The following is a 16,677-nucleotide window of genomic DNA, read 5'->3' as shown; positions in this document are numbered from 1 at the left end:
TAACAATTATTAGTGGTTAGCAGGAGACACGATGAGCACACAGCCTTTGACCCATGGAACGGTTCCCCAGCGCCTGGCGCGCACTCGCGAACTGATGAGCCGCGAGGGCATTCATGCCCTGTTGGTGCCGTCGGCCGACCCGCACTTGTCTGAATACCTGCCGGGTTACTGGCAAGGGCGCCAGTGGTTGTCGGGCTTTCACGGCTCGGTGGGCACGCTTATTGTCACCGAAAATTTCGCCGGCGTGTGGGCAGACAGCCGCTATTGGGAACAGGCGACCAAGGAGCTCAATGGCAGTGGCATTGAGTTGGTCAAGCTGCAACCCGGCCAGCCCGGGCCGCTGGAATGGCTGGCAGAGCAGACGCCGCAAGGCGGCACAGTGGCAGTGGATGGCGCAGTCATGGCCGTGGCCTCGGCGCGCACCCTGGGCAGCAAGCTGGAGGCACGCGGTGCGCGCTTGCGCACGGATATCGACCTGTTGAGTGAAGTCTGGCAAGACCGTCCCACCTTGCCGAACCAGCCGATCTATCAGCACCTGCCACCTCAGGCCACCGTCAGCCGTGGCGAAAAACTTGCTGCCCTGCGCGAAAGCTTGAGTGAGAAGGGCGCTGACTGGCACTTCATCGCGACCCTGGATGACATTGCCTGGTTGTTTAACCTGCGTGGTGGTGATGTTTCGTTCAACCCGGTGTTTGTGTCCTTTGCCTTGATCGGCCAGCAGCAAGCAACGTTGTTTGTGGCCTTGAGCAAAGTCGATGCCGAGCTTCGCGCCGTGCTGGAACAGGATGGTGTGACCCTGCGCGATTACAGTGAAGTCGCGGCGGCGTTGAAGGCCATTCCATCGGGCGCCAGCGTGCAAGTCGACCCGGCGCGGGTGACTGCCGGCTTGCTGGAAAACCTCGGCAGTGGCATCAAGCTGATCGAAGGCCTGAACCCAACCACCTTGGCCAAGTCGCGAAAGAGCCTGGCGGATGCCGAGCATATTCGCCAGGCCATGGAACAGGATGGCGCGGCCTTGTGCGAATTTTTCGCCTGGCTCGACAGCGCATGGGGCCGGGAGCGCATAACCGAGCTGACCATTGATGAGCACCTGACGGCGGCGCGTACCCGTCGTCCGGGTTATGTGTCATTGAGCTTCAACACGATTGCTGCGTTCAACGCCAATGGTGCGATGCCGCACTATCACGCCACCGAAGAGGAACACGCGCTGATCGAAGGCGATGGCTTGCTGCTGATCGACTCGGGCGGCCAGTACCTGGGCGGCACGACCGATATCACGCGGATGGTGCCTGTCGGCACGCCAAGCGAAGAGCAGAAACGCGACTGCACCCGTGTACTCAAGGGTGTGATCGCGCTGTCGCGCGCGCATTTCCCCAAGGGCATTCTTTCGCCGCTGCTGGACTCGATTGCCCGCGCGCCTATCTGGGCCGAAGGCGTGGACTACGGCCACGGCACCGGGCATGGCGTAGGCTATTTCCTGAATGTGCATGAAGGCCCGCAGGTTATTGCTTACCAAGCTGTCGCTGCGCCACAAACCGCGATGCAGGCCGGCATGATTACCTCCATCGAGCCGGGCACTTACCGCCCGGGCCGTTGGGGTGTGCGCATCGAGAACCTGGTGTTGAACCGTGAAGCGGGCAAGACCGAGTTTGGCGAGTTCCTCAAGTTTGAGACGCTGACCCTGTGCCCGATCGACACCCGTTGCCTGCAGCCAGCGTTGCTGACGCTGGAGGAGCGCCAATGGTTCAACGACTACCACGCGCAGGTGCGTGAGCGCCTGAGCCCGCTGCTCAGTGGCGCGGCGCTGGAATGGTTGCAGGTGCGTACGGCGGCTATCTAAGGGGCTGCAACTCGGGCGCCTGGGTCAGGGCATCGGCCATGTAGTCGATAAACGCTTTGACCCGGGCGGACTCGCGACGATTCGGTGCCGAAACGGCATGAATCGGCAGCGCCCTTGGGGTGTAGTCCTGCAGCAGCGCGACCAACCGGCCGGCCTTCGTCTGTCAGGGAGAGTTTGCGTGTGCTGCGGGAAATCAGCCTGCCTCCCAGCTCTGTCTCCAGCGCGCGCAGTACTTTACTGATAGTGGGCTGAGTGGTCTGCAATTCCCGGGCGACCGCAGAAAAACTCCCGCGCTCGATCACCCGGACGAAAATGGCCATTGCGTTGAGCTTATCCATGGGGTTCCCGATTCATGCCAAATGAGCATGGTCACTATAGTTTTTAAGCGTCTTATCGGCATCAGTGGGGCGGATCATTATCGTGGTCACTTCCTGACGAACCGAGAGCACGACCATGACTGATACAACTCAAATGCAGGCGTTGATGGTGGATGTGCCGAATGGGCCGTTACGGCTGGCAACGATTACCAGGCCGCCTGCGGGTAACGGTGAGGTTCTGGTGAGAATCAAGGCCAGCGGCCTCAAACCATTGGACGAAAAAATTGCTGCGGGCGAGGCTGCTCATGCCCGTCAGCCTTTGCCCGCAGTGCTGGGATTGGATTTGCCAGGACTTATCAGGGCCATGTGCTCAGTTGCCTGGGCTGGGGCTCTCATAGCCTGGCGCCGTTGTCGTTTCGCGGGGCGACGTATTCAGGAGTGTTTACCCTGTTGCCGATGCTGACGGGTAAGGGCCGCGCGCACCATGGGCAGATTCTTGCCGAAGCAGCGCGGCTGATTGACGCCGCAAAGCTCAAGCCGATCCTCGATGCGCGGCATTTCGACCGGCACACGGCAAACGCCGCCTATAAGTTACTCAGAGGCGGCGCTCAAGGGCGTTTGGTGATTGAAATCTAACTCAGCGCTTCGCGGACAAATTCCAGGCGGTCCTGGCCGAAGAACAACTGGTTGCCGACGAACAGGGTTGGGGCGCCGAATACGCCACGCTGAATGGCGTGCTCGGTGTTGTCCTTGAGGGTGGCCTTGACGTCGTCATCTTGGGTCAACGCCAGGACTTCTTCGGGATCAAAACCGTGCTCGGCCAGCACTGCGGCTACTACGGCGGGGTCTCCCAAGTGTCGGCCTTGCACCCAAAGTGCGCGGAACAGGCCGTCGATGAAGTCGAGAAAGCGCTCGGGCTGGCGCATTTGAATGCCGGTGACGGCGCGCATCAACATCAATGTATTGATGGGAAAGTGCGGATTGAACTTGAGCGGGACGTTGTAACGCTGGGCGTAGCGCGCGAGGTCCTGAAGCATGTAGCGGCCTTTTGCGGGAATGGTGACCGGCGACACATTGCCGGTGGCCTTGAACACGCCTCCCAGCAACATGGGCTTGTAAATCAGCTGGGCGCCAGTGACTGCGCACAGGCCTGGAAGCTGGGTGTAGGCCAAGTAGGTGGCGGGGCTGCCGAGGTCAAAGAAAAACTCAACGGTTTTACTCATGCTGGGTACTCGCTGTTTTTGTTATAGGGCGTACTTACCAGGGCTCATTCCAGGGGCGCAGGTCCAACTCGAAGGTCCAGGCATCCCGGGGCTGGCTGTGCAGGTACCAATAGTTATCGGCGATGTGCTCGGGGTTGAGAATGCCGTCCTGATCCTTGAGAGCATACTTTTGCGGGAAGCTGTCGCGGATGAAGTCAGTGTCGATGGCGCCATCCACTACCACGTGGGCAACGTGGATGTTCCGCGAGCCCAGCTCGCGGGCCATGCTTTGCGCCAGTGCACGGATCCCGTGTTTGGCGCCTGCGAATGCGGCAAAACCGGCGGCGCCACGCAGTCCGGCGGTGGCACCGGTAAACAGGATGGTCCCGCGTTCCCGGGTGACCATGCGCTTGGCCACTTCCCGCGCATTGAGGAAACCTGAGAAACACGCCATTTCCCAGATCTTGAGGTATTTGCGGGCAGTTTCTTCCAGGATGCTGCACGGCACATTGGCGCCGATGTTGAACACGAAGGCTTCAATCGGGCCCAGTTCGGTTTCAATCTTCTCGATCAGTGCGATGACGTCTTCTTCCTTGCGGGCGTCGCAGGCAAAACCATGCGCCTCGCCGCCAGTTGCCTGGATGCTTTCTACCAGGGGGCGCAGTTTATCGGCGCTGCGCCGAGTCACGCATGCCACGTAACCTTCGCGGGCGAAGCGTTTGGCGATGGCGCCACCTGTAGCGTCGCCGGCACCCACCACCAGTACGATTTTATTGTTGTTCGTCATGGGAGATCCTTTAATAAACGATCGTTTGGCAAACGAACGTTATGCTACGATTTAACAGGCGTCAAGCTGCCAATCCAGCGGGGGAAGTCATGCGATATTCGGCCAGTCATAAACAGGAAACCAGAGAGAAACTGCTGGACAGCAGTGCGGCGCTTGCAAAGAAAGAAGGGTTTGCCAGTGTTGGCGTGGACGGCTTGATGAAAGCCATTGGGCTAAGTGGCGGTGCGTTTTACAGTCACTTTGCTTCGAAGGACGAATTGTTCAGCTCGATTGTGGAGCGTGAATTGAGTCACTCTCTTGAGCGTTTGAATGGCAATGGCGTGCAGAGCCGTGAGCGGCTGCATCGCTGTTTGAAGTTCTACCTGAGCATGGCCCATGTGGAGCAGTCGCAAGCCGGCTGCGCGTTGCCAAGCCTGGGTGCGGAGATTGCGCGATCTGATGCGGCGGTGCGCCAGCAGGCGCAGGACTGGATTTGCCGATTGCAGGCGGGCTGGGCGGCAACGCTGGGCAGCGAGGCACTGGCGTGGTCGATTCTGTCGCAATGCATCGGCGCGCTGGTGGTCGCGCGAATGATGGTCAGCCCGCAAATACAGGCGCAGGTCTTGTCATCGAACTACGAAGTGCTCAGTCAGCAGCTGTCGAACCTGTGAGGGGGCCAACAGCTACTTGCAGATGACAATCATGCTTCGGCTGGTATAACCGGCGGGGTTTAGGCCGAACGGGTAGTCGCCTGGGTCTTCGGCATTGTCGCCGGACTTGGCGATGACTTTATAACCTTTCGCGCCACATGAATTAACAGCACTGGCGTAGCACTGGTCCCAGGAAGAGGACAGGCCCGAGCAGTTGATATGCAGCCCTTTTTTTCCCCGTTTCACTTCGGTCTTGGTGGTCGCGGCGCACCCTGCGATTGCCACAATCACGAACAGCATCAAAATTCGCTTCATTCCTATCCTTAATAGCCGCCTCGCTTAACCGCACGAAGCTTGCTTTGCTCGCTCTCGAGTGTAGCGTTCATGATGTCCTTATCGAAATTTTCCATGAATGACACTGGGTTACGGCCTAAACATGGCCTAATTGAGCGGCAAATGCCAGAGCTACGTAAAATCCTGAATCAATCGGCCGGAACGAGCGGCTTTGATTCGTTACGCATGGTCAGGGTTGCACCGACCGACGCCAGAATAATGCAGGTGATGGCCAGCCATTGCGCCAGGGAGAGGTGCTCTTGAAGGAAAAACAGGCCTGACAAGGCGCCGAACGCGGGCTCGACACTCATCAACGTGCCGAAGGTGCGGGCAGGCAGGCGGGTCAGGGCAACCATCTCCAGCGTGTAGGGAAGGGCGGTCGATAAAACGGCAACACCAATGGCAACCGGAATCAGCGACGGCGTGAGTAATGCAGCGCCCGCATGCACGATTCCAATTGGCGCGACAAACAGTGCAGCAATCATGACGCCGAGGGCGGCGGTCTGTACGCCGTTATCGGCGCCCGCCTTTTGACCAAACAGAATATAGAGCGCCCAGCACACGCCTGCGCCCAATGCATAGGCGGCGCCTGTCAGGTCGATGCCGTTGCTGGTTTCTCCCATGGGGATCAACAACAGCAGGCCAATGATGGCAAGCGCGATCCAGAGAAAGTCCACCGCGCGGCGTGAGGCATAGATGGCGACCGCCAGTGGGCCGGTGAACTCGAGCGCCACCGCGATTCCGAGTGGGACTGTGCGTAATGACATATAGAAGAGGAAATTCATTCCGCCCAGCGCCATCCCATAAACAATGACTGTCTGCAGCGACTTGGCTGTCAGCGTGGCGCGCCATGGACGTAATAGAAGCAGCATGATCACGCTGGCGAAAACCAAGCGCAAGGTGGTGGTGCCCTGGGCGCCCACGATCGGGAACATGGTCTTGGCGAGCGATGCACCTGACTGAATGGAGGCCATCGCAATAAGTAGCAGGCCGACGGGGAACAATGTCGAGGCCATGCTACGGGGGGAGGTGGTCATTGGGGGTGTTCGTCCGGGGTCGTATTAAAGAAGCAGAAGTGACTATGATGCTCAAGTGTTGAGCAATGGGCAATATATTGCTCAGTTTGTTGTGGGTCGCTCTATATAGAGGAGGGTCTTACGACTCGCGGGATGGATTGATCGAAATCCTGAATTAAGGGTTGACGGCAGATCCTGGAAGTCTATAATTCGCCCCACTTCCGGCGCAGTCGAAACGGAAAACTCCTTGGTAAACAAAGAGTTATGCAGGTTTCGGCAGCGAGCTGCTTCAGTTCATCGAAGTCCAGAAGGAGTTGGTAGGGCAGTGTTGTTTGGCTCTATTAACGTCTCGATCTTCTCGGTCGAAAGCGGAGAAAAAGAGGTGTTGACAGCAGCGTGTAACGCTGTAGAATTCGCCTCCCGCTAACGAGAGATCGGAAGCGCAAGTGGTTGAAGTTGTTGAAGAATTCTTCGAAAACTTCTGAAGATAATCACTTGACAGCAAATGAGGCTGCTGTAGAATGCGCGCCTCGGTTGAGACGAAAGATCTTAACCAACCGCTCTTTAACAACTGAATCAAGCAATTCGTGTGGGTGCTTGTGGAGTCAGACTGATAGTCAACAAGATTATCAGCATCACAAGTTACTCCGCGAGAAATCAAAGATGTAACCAACGATTGCTGAGCCAAGTTTAGGGTTTCTTAAAAACCCAAAGATGTTTGAACTGAAGAGTTTGATCATGGCTCAGATTGAACGCTGGCGGCAGGCCTAACACATGCAAGTCGAGCGGTAGAGAGAAGCTTGCTTCTCTTGAGAGCGGCGGACGGGTGAGTAATGCCTAGGAATCTGCCTGGTAGTGGGGGATAACGTTCGGAAACGGACGCTAATACCGCATACGTCCTACGGGAGAAAGCAGGGGACCTTCGGGCCTTGCGCTATCAGATGAGCCTAGGTCGGATTAGCTAGTTGGTGGGGTAATGGCTCACCAAGGCGACGATCCGTAACTGGTCTGAGAGGATGATCAGTCACACTGGAACTGAGACACGGTCCAGACTCCTACGGGAGGCAGCAGTGGGGAATATTGGACAATGGGCGAAAGCCTGATCCAGCCATGCCGCGTGTGTGAAGAAGGTCTTCGGATTGTAAAGCACTTTAAGTTGGGAGGAAGGGCAGTAAATTAATACTTTGCTGTTTTGACGTTACCGACAGAATAAGCACCGGCTAACTCTGTGCCAGCAGCCGCGGTAATACAGAGGGTGCAAGCGTTAATCGGAATTACTGGGCGTAAAGCGCGCGTAGGTGGTTCGTTAAGTTGGATGTGAAATCCCCGGGCTCAACCTGGGAACTGCATTCAAAACTGACGAGCTAGAGTATGGTAGAGGGTGGTGGAATTTCCTGTGTAGCGGTGAAATGCGTAGATATAGGAAGGAACACCAGTGGCGAAGGCGACCACCTGGACTGATACTGACACTGAGGTGCGAAAGCGTGGGGAGCAAACAGGATTAGATACCCTGGTAGTCCACGCCGTAAACGATGTCAACTAGCCGTTGGGAGCCTTGAGCTCTTAGTGGCGCAGCTAACGCATTAAGTTGACCGCCTGGGGAGTACGGCCGCAAGGTTAAAACTCAAATGAATTGACGGGGGCCCGCACAAGCGGTGGAGCATGTGGTTTAATTCGAAGCAACGCGAAGAACCTTACCAGGCCTTGACATCCAATGAACTTTCTAGAGATAGATTGGTGCCTTCGGGAACATTGAGACAGGTGCTGCATGGCTGTCGTCAGCTCGTGTCGTGAGATGTTGGGTTAAGTCCCGTAACGAGCGCAACCCTTGTCCTTAGTTACCAGCACGTAATGGTGGGCACTCTAAGGAGACTGCCGGTGACAAACCGGAGGAAGGTGGGGATGACGTCAAGTCATCATGGCCCTTACGGCCTGGGCTACACACGTGCTACAATGGTCGGTACAGAGGGTTGCCAAGCCGCGAGGTGGAGCTAATCCCAGAAAACCGATCGTAGTCCGGATCGCAGTCTGCAACTCGACTGCGTGAAGTCGGAATCGCTAGTAATCGCGAATCAGAATGTCGCGGTGAATACGTTCCCGGGCCTTGTACACACCGCCCGTCACACCATGGGAGTGGGTTGCACCAGAAGTAGCTAGTCTAACCTTCGGGAGGACGGTTACCACGGTGTGATTCATGACTGGGGTGAAGTCGTAACAAGGTAGCCGTAGGGGAACCTGCGGCTGGATCACCTCCTTAATCGACGACATCAGCTGCTCCATAAGTTCCCACACGAATTGCTTGATTCATTGAAGAAGACGATATAGAAGCAGCCCGAAATTGGGTCTGTAGCTCAGTTGGTTAGAGCGCACCCCTGATAAGGGTGAGGTCGGCAGTTCGAATCTGCCCAGACCCACCAATTTTGTGTGGGAAACGCCTGTAGAAATACGGGGCCATAGCTCAGCTGGGAGAGCGCCTGCCTTGCACGCAGGAGGTCAACGGTTCGATCCCGTTTGGCTCCACCACTAACTGCTTCTGTCACGTAAAGCTTAGAAATGAGCATTCCATCGTTAGGATGGTGAATGTTGATTTCTAGTCTTTGATTAGATCGTTCTTTAAAAATTTGGGTATGTGATAGAAAGATAGACTGGACGTTACTTTCACTGGTAACGGATCAGGCTAAGGTAAAATTTGTAAGTAATTGCGAATTTTCGGCGAATGTCGTCTTCACAGTATAACCAGATTGCTTGGGGTTATATGGTCAAGTGAAGAAGCGCATACGGTGGATGCCTTGGCAGTCAGAGGCGATGAAAGACGTGGTAGCCTGCGAAAAGCTTCGGGGAGTCGGCAAACAGACTTTGATCCGGAGATGTCTGAATGGGGGAACCCAGCCATCATAAGATGGTTACCTTACACTGAATACATAGGTGTATGGAGCGAACCAGGGGAACTGAAACATCTAAGTACCCTGAGGAAAAGAAATCAACCGAGATTCCCTTAGTAGTGGCGAGCGAACGGGGACTAGCCCTTAAGTGGCTTTGAGATTAGCGGAACGCTCTGGAAAGTGCGGCCATAGTGGGTGATAGCCCTGTACGCGAAAATCTCTTAGTCATGAAATCGAGTAGGACGGAGCACGAGAAACTTTGTCTGAATATGGGGGGACCATCCTCCAAGGCTAAATACTACTGACTGACCGATAGTGAACTAGTACCGTGAGGGAAAGGCGAAAAGAACCCCGGAGAGGGGAGTGAAATAGATCCTGAAACCGTATGCGTACAAGCAGTGGGAGCCCACTTTGTTGGGTGACTGCGTACCTTTTGTATAATGGGTCAGCGACTTATTTTCAGTGGCGAGCTTAACCGAATAGGGGAGGCGTAGCGAAAGCGAGTCTTAATAGGGCGTCTAGTCGCTGGGAATAGACCCGAAACCGGGCGATCTATCCATGGGCAGGTTGAAGGTTGGGTAACACTAACTGGAGGACCGAACCGACTACCGTTGAAAAGTTAGCGGATGACCTGTGGATCGGAGTGAAAGGCTAATCAAGCTCGGAGATAGCTGGTTCTCCTCGAAAGCTATTTAGGTAGCGCCTCATGTATCACTGTAGGGGGTAGAGCACTGTTTCGGCTAGGGGGTCATCCCGACTTACCAAACCGATGCAAACTCCGAATACCTACAAGTGCCGAGCATGGGAGACACACGGCGGGTGCTAACGTCCGTCGTGAAAAGGGAAACAACCCAGACCGTCAGCTAAGGTCCCAAAGTTATGGTTAAGTGGGAAACGATGTGGGAAGGCTTAGACAGCTAGGAGGTTGGCTTAGAAGCAGCCACCCTTTAAAGAAAGCGTAATAGCTCACTAGTCGAGTCGGCCTGCGCGGAAGATGTAACGGGGCTCAAACCATACACCGAAGCTACGGGTATCATCTTCGGATGATGCGGTAGAGGAGCGTTCTGTAAGCCTGTGAAGGTGAGTTGAGAAGCTTGCTGGAGGTATCAGAAGTGCGAATGCTGACATGAGTAACGATAATGGGTGTGAAAAACACCCACGCCGAAAGACCAAGGTTTCCTGCGCAACGTTAATCGACGCAGGGTTAGTCGGTCCCTAAGGCGAGGCTGAAAAGCGTAGTCGATGGAAAACAGGTTAATATTCCTGTACTTCTGGTTATTGCGATGGAGGGACGGAGAAGGCTAGGCCAGCTTGGCGTTGGTTGTCCAAGTTTAAGGTGGTAGGCTGGAATCTTAGGTAAATCCGGGATTCTAAGGCCGAGAGCTGATGACGAGTTAACTTTTAGTTAACGAAGTGGTTGATGCCATGCTTCCAAGAAAAGCTTCTAAGCTTCAGGTAACCAGGAACCGTACCCCAAACCGACACAGGTGGTTGGGTAGAGAATACCAAGGCGCTTGAGAGAACTCGGGTGAAGGAACTAGGCAAAATGGCACCGTAACTTCGGGAGAAGGTGCGCCGGTGAGGGTGAAGGACTTGCTCCGTAAGCTCATGCCGGTCGAAGATACCAGGCCGCTGCGACTGTTTATTAAAAACACAGCACTCTGCAAACACGAAAGTGGACGTATAGGGTGTGACGCCTGCCCGGTGCCGGAAGGTTAATTGATGGGGTTAGCTAACGCGAAGCTCTTGATCGAAGCCCCGGTAAACGGCGGCCGTAACTATAACGGTCCTAAGGTAGCGAAATTCCTTGTCGGGTAAGTTCCGACCTGCACGAATGGCGTAACGATGGCGGCGCTGTCTCCACCCGAGACTCAGTGAAATTGAAATCGCTGTGAAGATGCAGTGTATCCGCGGCTAGACGGAAAGACCCCGTGAACCTTTACTATAGCTTTGCACTGGACTTTGAATTTGCTTGTGTAGGATAGGTGGGAGGCTTTGAAGCGTGGACGCCAGTTCGCGTGGAGCCAACCTTGAAATACCACCCTGGCAACTTTGAGGTTCTAACTCAGGTCCGTTATCCGGATCGAGGACAGTGTATGGTGGGTAGTTTGACTGGGGCGGTCTCCTCCTAAAGAGTAACGGAGGAGTACGAAGGTGCGCTCAGACCGGTCGGAAATCGGTCGTAGAGTATAAAGGCAAAAGCGCGCTTGACTGCGAGACAGACACGTCGAGCAGGTACGAAAGTAGGTCTTAGTGATCCGGTGGTTCTGTATGGAAGGGCCATCGCTCAACGGATAAAAGGTACTCCGGGGATAACAGGCTGATACCGCCCAAGAGTTCATATCGACGGCGGTGTTTGGCACCTCGATGTCGGCTCATCACATCCTGGGGCTGAAGCCGGTCCCAAGGGTATGGCTGTTCGCCATTTAAAGTGGTACGCGAGCTGGGTTTAGAACGTCGTGAGACAGTTCGGTCCCTATCTGCCGTGGACGTTTGAGATTTGAGAGGGGCTGCTCCTAGTACGAGAGGACCGGAGTGGACGAACCTCTGGTGTTCCGGTTGTCACGCCAGTGGCATTGCCGGGTAGCTATGTTCGGAATAGATAACCGCTGAAAGCATCTAAGCGGGAAACTAGCCTCAAGATGAGATCTCACTGGAACCTTGAGTTCCCTGAAGGGCCGTCGAAGACTACGACGTTGATAGGTTGGGTGTGTAAGCGCTGTGAGGCGTTGAGCTAACCAATACTAATTGCCCGTGAGGCTTGACCATATAACACCCAAGCAATTTGACTACTCCTGACTTGGAAACAAGCAGAAGCATCAGATTGCGGTGTGTGAAGACGAAACGAACCGAAAGTTCGAGATCTTACAAAACACCGAAAGCTATCACATACCCAATTTGCTGAAGCGAGGCCAGCTGGCCACGACTCGGTACCCGAATTTCTTGACGACCATAGAGCATTGGAACCACCTGATCCCATCCCGAACTCAGCAGTGAAACGATGCATCGCCGATGGTAGTGTGGGGTTTCCCCATGTGAGAGTAGGTCATCGTCAAGATTAAATTCCAGAACCCCTGATTGCTAACGCAATCAGGGGTTTTGTTTTTGCGCGGTCGAAAACGTTACGAGCAAACGGTTTAAAAGCCTTGCTCCCTGATCAGCTCAATCAGCGCCCTTAACCCCGCCGGCACATGACGTCTGCCTGGATAATAGAGGCGCAAGCAGTCAAAAGACGGCGTCCAATCCTCCAGGACGCGCACTAACGTCCCCTTCGCCAAATCAGCAGCGGCGTTCCATTCCGTAAGGTAGGTCAATCCCAGTCCCGCCCTGGCGGCCTCCAGCATCAGCGTCGGGTTATCCAGTGTCAAAGCGCCGTGCACCTCAACAGCAAGTGCTTCACCATGACGCTCAAACTCCCAGTGATAGATCGCACCGCCGGGCATTCGGCTGCGAATACACTGATGTGCACGCAGATCCAACGGGCTGACAGGAATGGGGTGGCGGGTAAAGTAGCCCGGGCTGCCCAATACCGCAAAACGCTGGGCCGGGCTGATATCGACGGCGATCATGTCTTGCGGCACTGTATCCCCGAGTCGAATCCCCGCATCAAATCCTTGAGCAACGATATCCACCAGGCGCCCTTCAGTGACGATATCCAGCTTCATCCGTGGATAACGCCGCAGGTATTCCAGCAGCAGTGGCATCACCTGCTTTGCCGCACCCGCCGAGGTATTCAGGCGCAACGTGCCGCCTGGTTCTGAACTGCGATTTCCCGCCTGCTCCAAGGCCGTACGGATGCTCTGCAGCGCCGGGGTAATCGTCTCGACAAACTCTGCGCCCACTTCAGATAACGACACGCTGCGCGTAGTGCGGTTGAACAGCCTCGCGCCCATCCGTGCTTCGAGCCCTGCGATAGAGTGGCTCAGTGCCGACGTCGACACATTCAACTCGGTCGCCGCTGCACGAAAACTGCGATGCCGAGCCACGGCCAGCACGGCTTCCAGCTCATTGAGTCCGGATGTATTCATTGTCCTGGTTCACTCATCAACTCATGCCGATTTGTACGGCTTATCAGCTCAATCATAGTGGCTTACCGTAGGACGCATTAGCTCAGTGTCCCGGAGGACCTATGCAACACATCAACCAGATTTACATCAACGGCGCCTTTGTGACTCCCCAGGGCGACGAACTGTTTGACCTGTTCAACCCTGCCACAGGCCAACGTATCGGCCAGGTCCGATTGGCAAATGAACAGGATGCCCTGGACGCCATCGCCGCCGCCAAGCGAGCGTTTGCCGAGTTCTCCCAAAGCACCACAGACGTACGTATCGGCTATCTCAAACGCATGCACGCAGCAGTTGAATCCATCGAAGACGAACTCACCCACGCAATCATCGAAGAATATGGCGCCCCGATTTCACGTGCGCGATGGATGGCCAGGCACGCCGCCAGCGTCTTGCAGGATGCCGCATCTGTACTGGAAAACTACAACTTCACCCGACGCATTGGCACTGCCGAAGTGGTTATGCAGCCTCTGGGTTTGGCCGGGCTGATCACCCCATGGAACAGCAACGCCGGTTTCATCTGCGCAAAGCTCGCGGCGGCGTTAGCCGCTGGCTGTACTGCAGTGATCAAACCCAGTGAAATGAGCGCAACCCAGACGTTCATAGTCAGCCGTGCGCTGCATGACGCGGGCCTGCCTCCCGGTGTGTTCAACATCGTTACCGGCCGTGGTGAAACCGTAGGCGCCGTGTTGAGCACCCACCCCGACATCGCAAAAGTCTCGTTCACCGGCTCGACCGCTGTCGGTAAAACGATCCTGCGTGCCGGTGCCGACAGCCTGAAGCGCGTTACCCTGGAGTTGGGCGGCAAATCACCGGTTCTGATTCTCGATGATGCGGACCTCAACGTCGCAGTGCCCATGGCTCTCCAGGCCGGCTTCATGAACAGTGGCCAGGCCTGCATCGCCGGTACCCGGATCCTTGTACCTGAAAGTCGCCTGGCTGAAATCGAAGCGCTGATGATCGAGGAGGTCGCCAAAGTACAAGCCGGAAATCCCCGTGATCCGGCCACCGCTGTCGGCCCTATGGTCAGCCATAAGCAATGGGAACGCGTGCAGCGCTACATTCAAATCGGAGTCGAGGAGGGCGCCCTTCTATTAGCGGGCGGGCCGGGCTTGCCAGAGGGGATCACGGCGGGCTGGTTCGTGAGACCGACGGTATTCAGCCGCGTGAACAATCAAATGACCATCGCCCGCGAGGAGATTTTCGGCCCGGTGCTCTCGATCATTACCTACGCAACCGAGGAGGAAGCACTGACCATCGCCAACGACACGCCCTACGGCCTCCAGGCGTATATCCTGTCATCAGATCCGCAGCGTGCTCACAGGTTAGCCAGCCACATCGATGCCGGCCGAGTCCTGATCAACACCTTGGCCCATGAGCCACTTGCCCCGTTTGGCGGTTTCAAACAGTCGGGGATTGGCCGCGAGTACGGCACGTTCGGCCTGGAAGCCTTCCTGGAGCCGAAGTCGATCCTGAGCTGATTCTCAGCATAAAAACGCATGAGTAGGCCGACGACCCAAACCAAAGTGCATGAAGAGGCCCCATAAGCACACCGTTCAGGGAAATCGATGCAAAGTGTTTCTGCATTTTTGGTATGGTGCAGCACATTTTCACAAGGACGGATTTCACTTGCGCAGGAAGCCGCGTCGACCTTATTCAACGAGATGCTGTAGAAATGCCTGAACCAATACCGATCAAGGATCACGAAAAAGAAAACCGCCTGGTCAACAAGCGGCTGCTGGCCTGTGCGCTGCTGGTAATCGGCATCACTTGCGCCTTGGTAGGCCGGATGTACTTCCTGCAGGTGGTGCAGTACGACTATCACTCTACGATTTCCGAAAACAATCGCGTCCACGTCCTGCCGATTACCCCGACGCGGGGCTTGATCTATGACCGCAACGGCGTAGTCCTTGCCGACAACCGCCCCAGCTATAACTTGATCATCACCCGAGAGCGCACGACCGACCTTAAAGGTGAGTTGGACGAAATCGTCAGCCTCCTGCATCTGCCCGCCGAAGATCGCGGTGTGTTTGATAAGGCGCTCAAGCAGGCCCGTCATCCGTTCGTGCCCGTCACCCTGTTTTACGAACTGACGGAAGAACAGATCGCCGTGCTGGCCGTCAACGAATTCCGTCTTCCCGGTGTGGATGTCGAGCCGCAATTCGTCCGGCATTACCCGCTGGGTGCACACTTTGCCCACTCCATTGGCTACGTCGGCCGGATCAACGAAAAAGAATCCAAGGCCCTCGACTCGGTGGAGTACCGCGGCACGCAGTCCATCGGCAAGACCGGTATCGAGCGCTTCTATGAGTCCGAACTGCATGGGCACGTAGGCTATGAAGAGGTCGAGACCAACGCCCAGGGCCGGGTGCTGCGGGTGCTCAAGCACACCGACCCGATCCCCGGCAAAAACATCGTGTTGAGCCTGGACGTCAAACTCCAGGAAGCCGCTGAAGAAGCCCTTGGCGATCGGCGCGGCTCGGTGGTTGCCCTGGACCCGGCAACCGGCGAAGTCCTCGCGATGGTCAGCAAGCCAAGCTTTGACCCGAACCTGTTCGTTACCGGCATCAGCTTCAAGGAATACGCCGCGCTTCACGATTCCCTCGACCGTCCGCTGTTCAACCGTGTGCTGCGTGGGCTTTACGCGCCGGGCTCGACGATCAAGCCGGAAGTGGCCATCGCCGGCCTCGACAGCGGCGTCGTCACCGCCCAGACCCGCGTGTTCGACCCGGGCTACTACCAACTCCCGGATTTTGACCACAAATACCGCAACTGGAACCACAGTGGCGACGGCTGGGTGGACATGGACGCGGCGATCATGCGCTCCAACGACACCTACTTCTATGACCTGGCTCACAAGCTGGGCATCGACCGCCTGCACGACTACCTGGCCGAGTTCGGCCTCGGACAGAAGGTCTCGCTGGACATGTTCGAAGAGTCGGCCGGCTTGATGCCTTCCCAAGCCTGGAAGCGCGCCACCCGGCGCCAACCATGGTTCCCGGGCGAAACCGTGATCCTCGGCATTGGCCAGGGCTACATGCAGGTCACCCCGTTGCAACTGGCCCAGGCCACAGCCCTGATCGCCAACAAAGGCGTGTGGAACCGCCCGCACCTGGCCAAGACCATCAACGGCGTGCCGCCAGTGGATGAAAACCCGATGCCCAACGTGGTCCTCAAGGACCCGCGTGACTGGGAACAGGTCAACCACGGCATGCAGTTGGTAATGCACGACCCACGTGGTATCGCCAGGGCAGCAGCGCTGGGCGCGCAATACCGGATTGCCGGCAAGAGTGGTACCGCACAGGTGGTGGCGATCAAGCAGGGCGAACGCTACAACCGTCTCAAGACCCTGGAACGCAACCGCGACAATGCCCTGTTCGTCGGCTTCGCCCCGGCCGAACACCCCCGGATCGTGATTTCGGTGATGATCGAGAACGGCGAGGCCGGTGGCCGCGTGGCGGGGCCGGTGGTGCGGCAGATCATGGACGCCTGGCTGCTCGACCAGGAAGGCCACTTGAAGCCGCAATATGCGACCCCCAGCAAGGCGCCGGGTGACCCCCACGTTTGAGGCCACAAGGGCATGACGCCGTCATGCCTTATCCCTTTT

General features: G+C 56.4%; 10 protein-coding genes, 2 tRNA genes, 3 rRNA genes and 2 pseudogenes. 10 read left to right on the top strand and 7 right to left on the bottom strand.

All coding sequences use genetic code 11. The annotated features are described in order from the left end of the window. The first annotated feature begins 31 nt into the window (after nt 1-31). Entirely contained in the window at nt 32-1,840 is a 1,809-nt protein-coding gene (locus RGV33_RS22990; protein WP_322146280.1) for an aminopeptidase P family protein, read from the top strand. Here RGV33_RS22990 and RGV33_RS34330 read toward each other — a convergent pair. Beyond that, entirely contained in the window at nt 1,833-1,985 is a 153-nt protein-coding gene (locus RGV33_RS34330) for a hypothetical protein (protein WP_416152145.1), read from the bottom strand. The two genes, RGV33_RS22990 and RGV33_RS34330, sit on opposite strands and share 8 nt — an antisense overlap. Before the next feature lie 4 nt (nt 1,986-1,989). Then, nucleotides 1,990-2,178 (bottom strand): annotated as a pseudogene (locus RGV33_RS34325) (LysR family transcriptional regulator); the annotation flags it as partial. A gap of 115 nt (nt 2,179-2,293) precedes the next feature. Between RGV33_RS34325 and RGV33_RS22980 the strand changes: the two are divergent. After that, nucleotides 2,294-2,793: pseudogene (locus tag RGV33_RS22980) on the top strand (hypothetical protein). Here the strand turns inward: RGV33_RS22980 and RGV33_RS22975 are convergent. After that, entirely contained in the window at nt 2,790-3,380 is a 591-nt protein-coding gene (locus tag RGV33_RS22975; protein WP_322146279.1) for a 2-hydroxychromene-2-carboxylate isomerase, read from the bottom strand. The pseudogene RGV33_RS22980 and the gene RGV33_RS22975 overlap by 4 nt on opposite strands. Nucleotides 3,381-3,414: 34 nt before the next feature. After that, complete coding sequence (locus RGV33_RS22970) at nt 3,415-4,146, bottom strand: SDR family oxidoreductase (RefSeq protein WP_322146278.1); 732 nt, start codon at nt 4,144-4,146, stop codon at nt 3,415-3,417. 89 nt (nt 4,147-4,235) lie between these two features. Here RGV33_RS22970 and RGV33_RS22965 point away from each other — a divergent pair, with 89 nt between their 5' ends. Next, nucleotides 4,236-4,796, top strand: a complete 561-nt coding sequence (locus RGV33_RS22965; RefSeq protein ID WP_322146277.1) for a TetR/AcrR family transcriptional regulator — start codon at nt 4,236-4,238, stop codon at nt 4,794-4,796. A gap of 12 nt (nt 4,797-4,808) precedes the next feature. On the opposite strand, the gene RGV33_RS22960 is transcribed toward RGV33_RS22965, so the two are convergent. Both RGV33_RS22960 and rhtA read right to left on the bottom strand, forming a co-directional pair. Next, nucleotides 4,809-5,090, bottom strand: coding sequence for a hypothetical protein (locus tag RGV33_RS22960; protein WP_322146276.1), 282 nt, complete (start codon nt 5,088-5,090; stop codon nt 4,809-4,811). 167 nt (nt 5,091-5,257) lie between these two features. Then, a complete protein-coding gene (gene rhtA, locus RGV33_RS22955; RefSeq protein ID WP_322146275.1) occupies nt 5,258-6,145 on the bottom strand; it encodes a threonine/homoserine exporter RhtA in 888 nt (295 codons plus the stop codon). Nucleotides 6,146-6,844: 699 nt separating this feature from the next. On the opposite strand from rhtA, the gene RGV33_RS22950 reads away from it, so the two are divergent. The 5 genes from RGV33_RS22950 (at nt 6,845) to rrf (ending at nt 12,064) form a co-directional block, all read left to right on the top strand. Then, nucleotides 6,845-8,381, top strand: a 16S ribosomal RNA gene (locus tag RGV33_RS22950). Nucleotides 8,382-8,464: 83 nt separating this feature from the next. Then, nucleotides 8,465-8,541 (top strand) — tRNA-Ile (locus RGV33_RS22945). A gap of 30 nt (nt 8,542-8,571) precedes the next feature. After that, nucleotides 8,572-8,647: transfer RNA gene (locus RGV33_RS22940), tRNA-Ala, on the top strand. Between the two features lie 234 nt (nt 8,648-8,881). Then, nucleotides 8,882-11,775, top strand: a 23S ribosomal RNA gene (locus RGV33_RS22935). Nucleotides 11,776-11,948: 173 nt separating this feature from the next. Next, nucleotides 11,949-12,064, top strand: a 5S ribosomal RNA gene (gene rrf, locus RGV33_RS22930). Together the 16S, 23S and 5S rRNA genes with 2 tRNA genes alongside form the textbook arrangement of a ribosomal RNA operon. A 79-nt stretch (nt 12,065-12,143) precedes the next feature. On the opposite strand, the gene RGV33_RS22925 is transcribed toward rrf, so the two are convergent. Beyond that, on the bottom strand, nt 12,144-13,034 hold the full coding sequence (locus RGV33_RS22925; RefSeq protein WP_322146274.1) for a LysR family transcriptional regulator: 891 nt from the start codon (nt 13,032-13,034) through the stop codon (nt 12,144-12,146). A gap of 101 nt (nt 13,035-13,135) precedes the next feature. On the opposite strand from RGV33_RS22925, the gene RGV33_RS22920 reads away from it, so the two are divergent. Further along, a complete protein-coding gene (locus RGV33_RS22920) occupies nt 13,136-14,551 on the top strand; it encodes an aldehyde dehydrogenase family protein (protein WP_322146273.1) in 1,416 nt (471 codons plus the stop codon). Between the two features lie 194 nt (nt 14,552-14,745). Continuing rightward, entirely contained in the window at nt 14,746-16,638 is a 1,893-nt protein-coding gene (gene mrdA / locus RGV33_RS22915) for a penicillin-binding protein 2 (RefSeq protein WP_322146272.1), read from the top strand. The last annotated feature ends 39 nt before the right edge of the window (nt 16,639-16,677 follow it).

The organism is Pseudomonas sp. Bout1 (assembly GCF_034314165.1).
GTDB lineage: Bacteria > Pseudomonadota > Gammaproteobacteria > Pseudomonadales > Pseudomonadaceae > Aquipseudomonas.
Note: the sequence above shows the minus strand (reverse complement) of the source record. Positions and strands in the feature narration are given on the sequence as shown.

Coding starts and splice junctions, on each gene's coding strand:
- RGV33_RS22965 (WP_322146277.1), top strand. CDS start 4,236: ATGCGATATTCGGCCAGTCATAAACAGGAAACCAGAGAGAAACTGCTG.
- mrdA (WP_322146272.1), top strand. CDS start 14,746: ATGCCTGAACCAATACCGATCAAGGATCACGAAAAAGAAAACCGCCTG.
- RGV33_RS22925 (WP_322146274.1), bottom strand. CDS start 13,034: ATGAATACATCCGGACTCAATGAGCTGGAAGCCGTGCTGGCCGTGGCT.
- RGV33_RS22960 (WP_322146276.1), bottom strand. CDS start 5,090: ATGAAGCGAATTTTGATGCTGTTCGTGATTGTGGCAATCGCAGGGTGC.
- RGV33_RS22920 (WP_322146273.1), top strand. CDS start 13,136: ATGCAACACATCAACCAGATTTACATCAACGGCGCCTTTGTGACTCCC.
- rhtA (WP_322146275.1), bottom strand. CDS start 6,145: ATGACCACCTCCCCCCGTAGCATGGCCTCGACATTGTTCCCCGTCGGC.
- RGV33_RS22970 (WP_322146278.1), bottom strand. CDS start 4,146: ATGACGAACAACAATAAAATCGTACTGGTGGTGGGTGCCGGCGACGCT.
- RGV33_RS22975 (WP_322146279.1), bottom strand. CDS start 3,380: ATGAGTAAAACCGTTGAGTTTTTCTTTGACCTCGGCAGCCCCGCCACC.
- RGV33_RS22990 (WP_322146280.1), top strand. CDS start 32: ATGAGCACACAGCCTTTGACCCATGGAACGGTTCCCCAGCGCCTGGCG.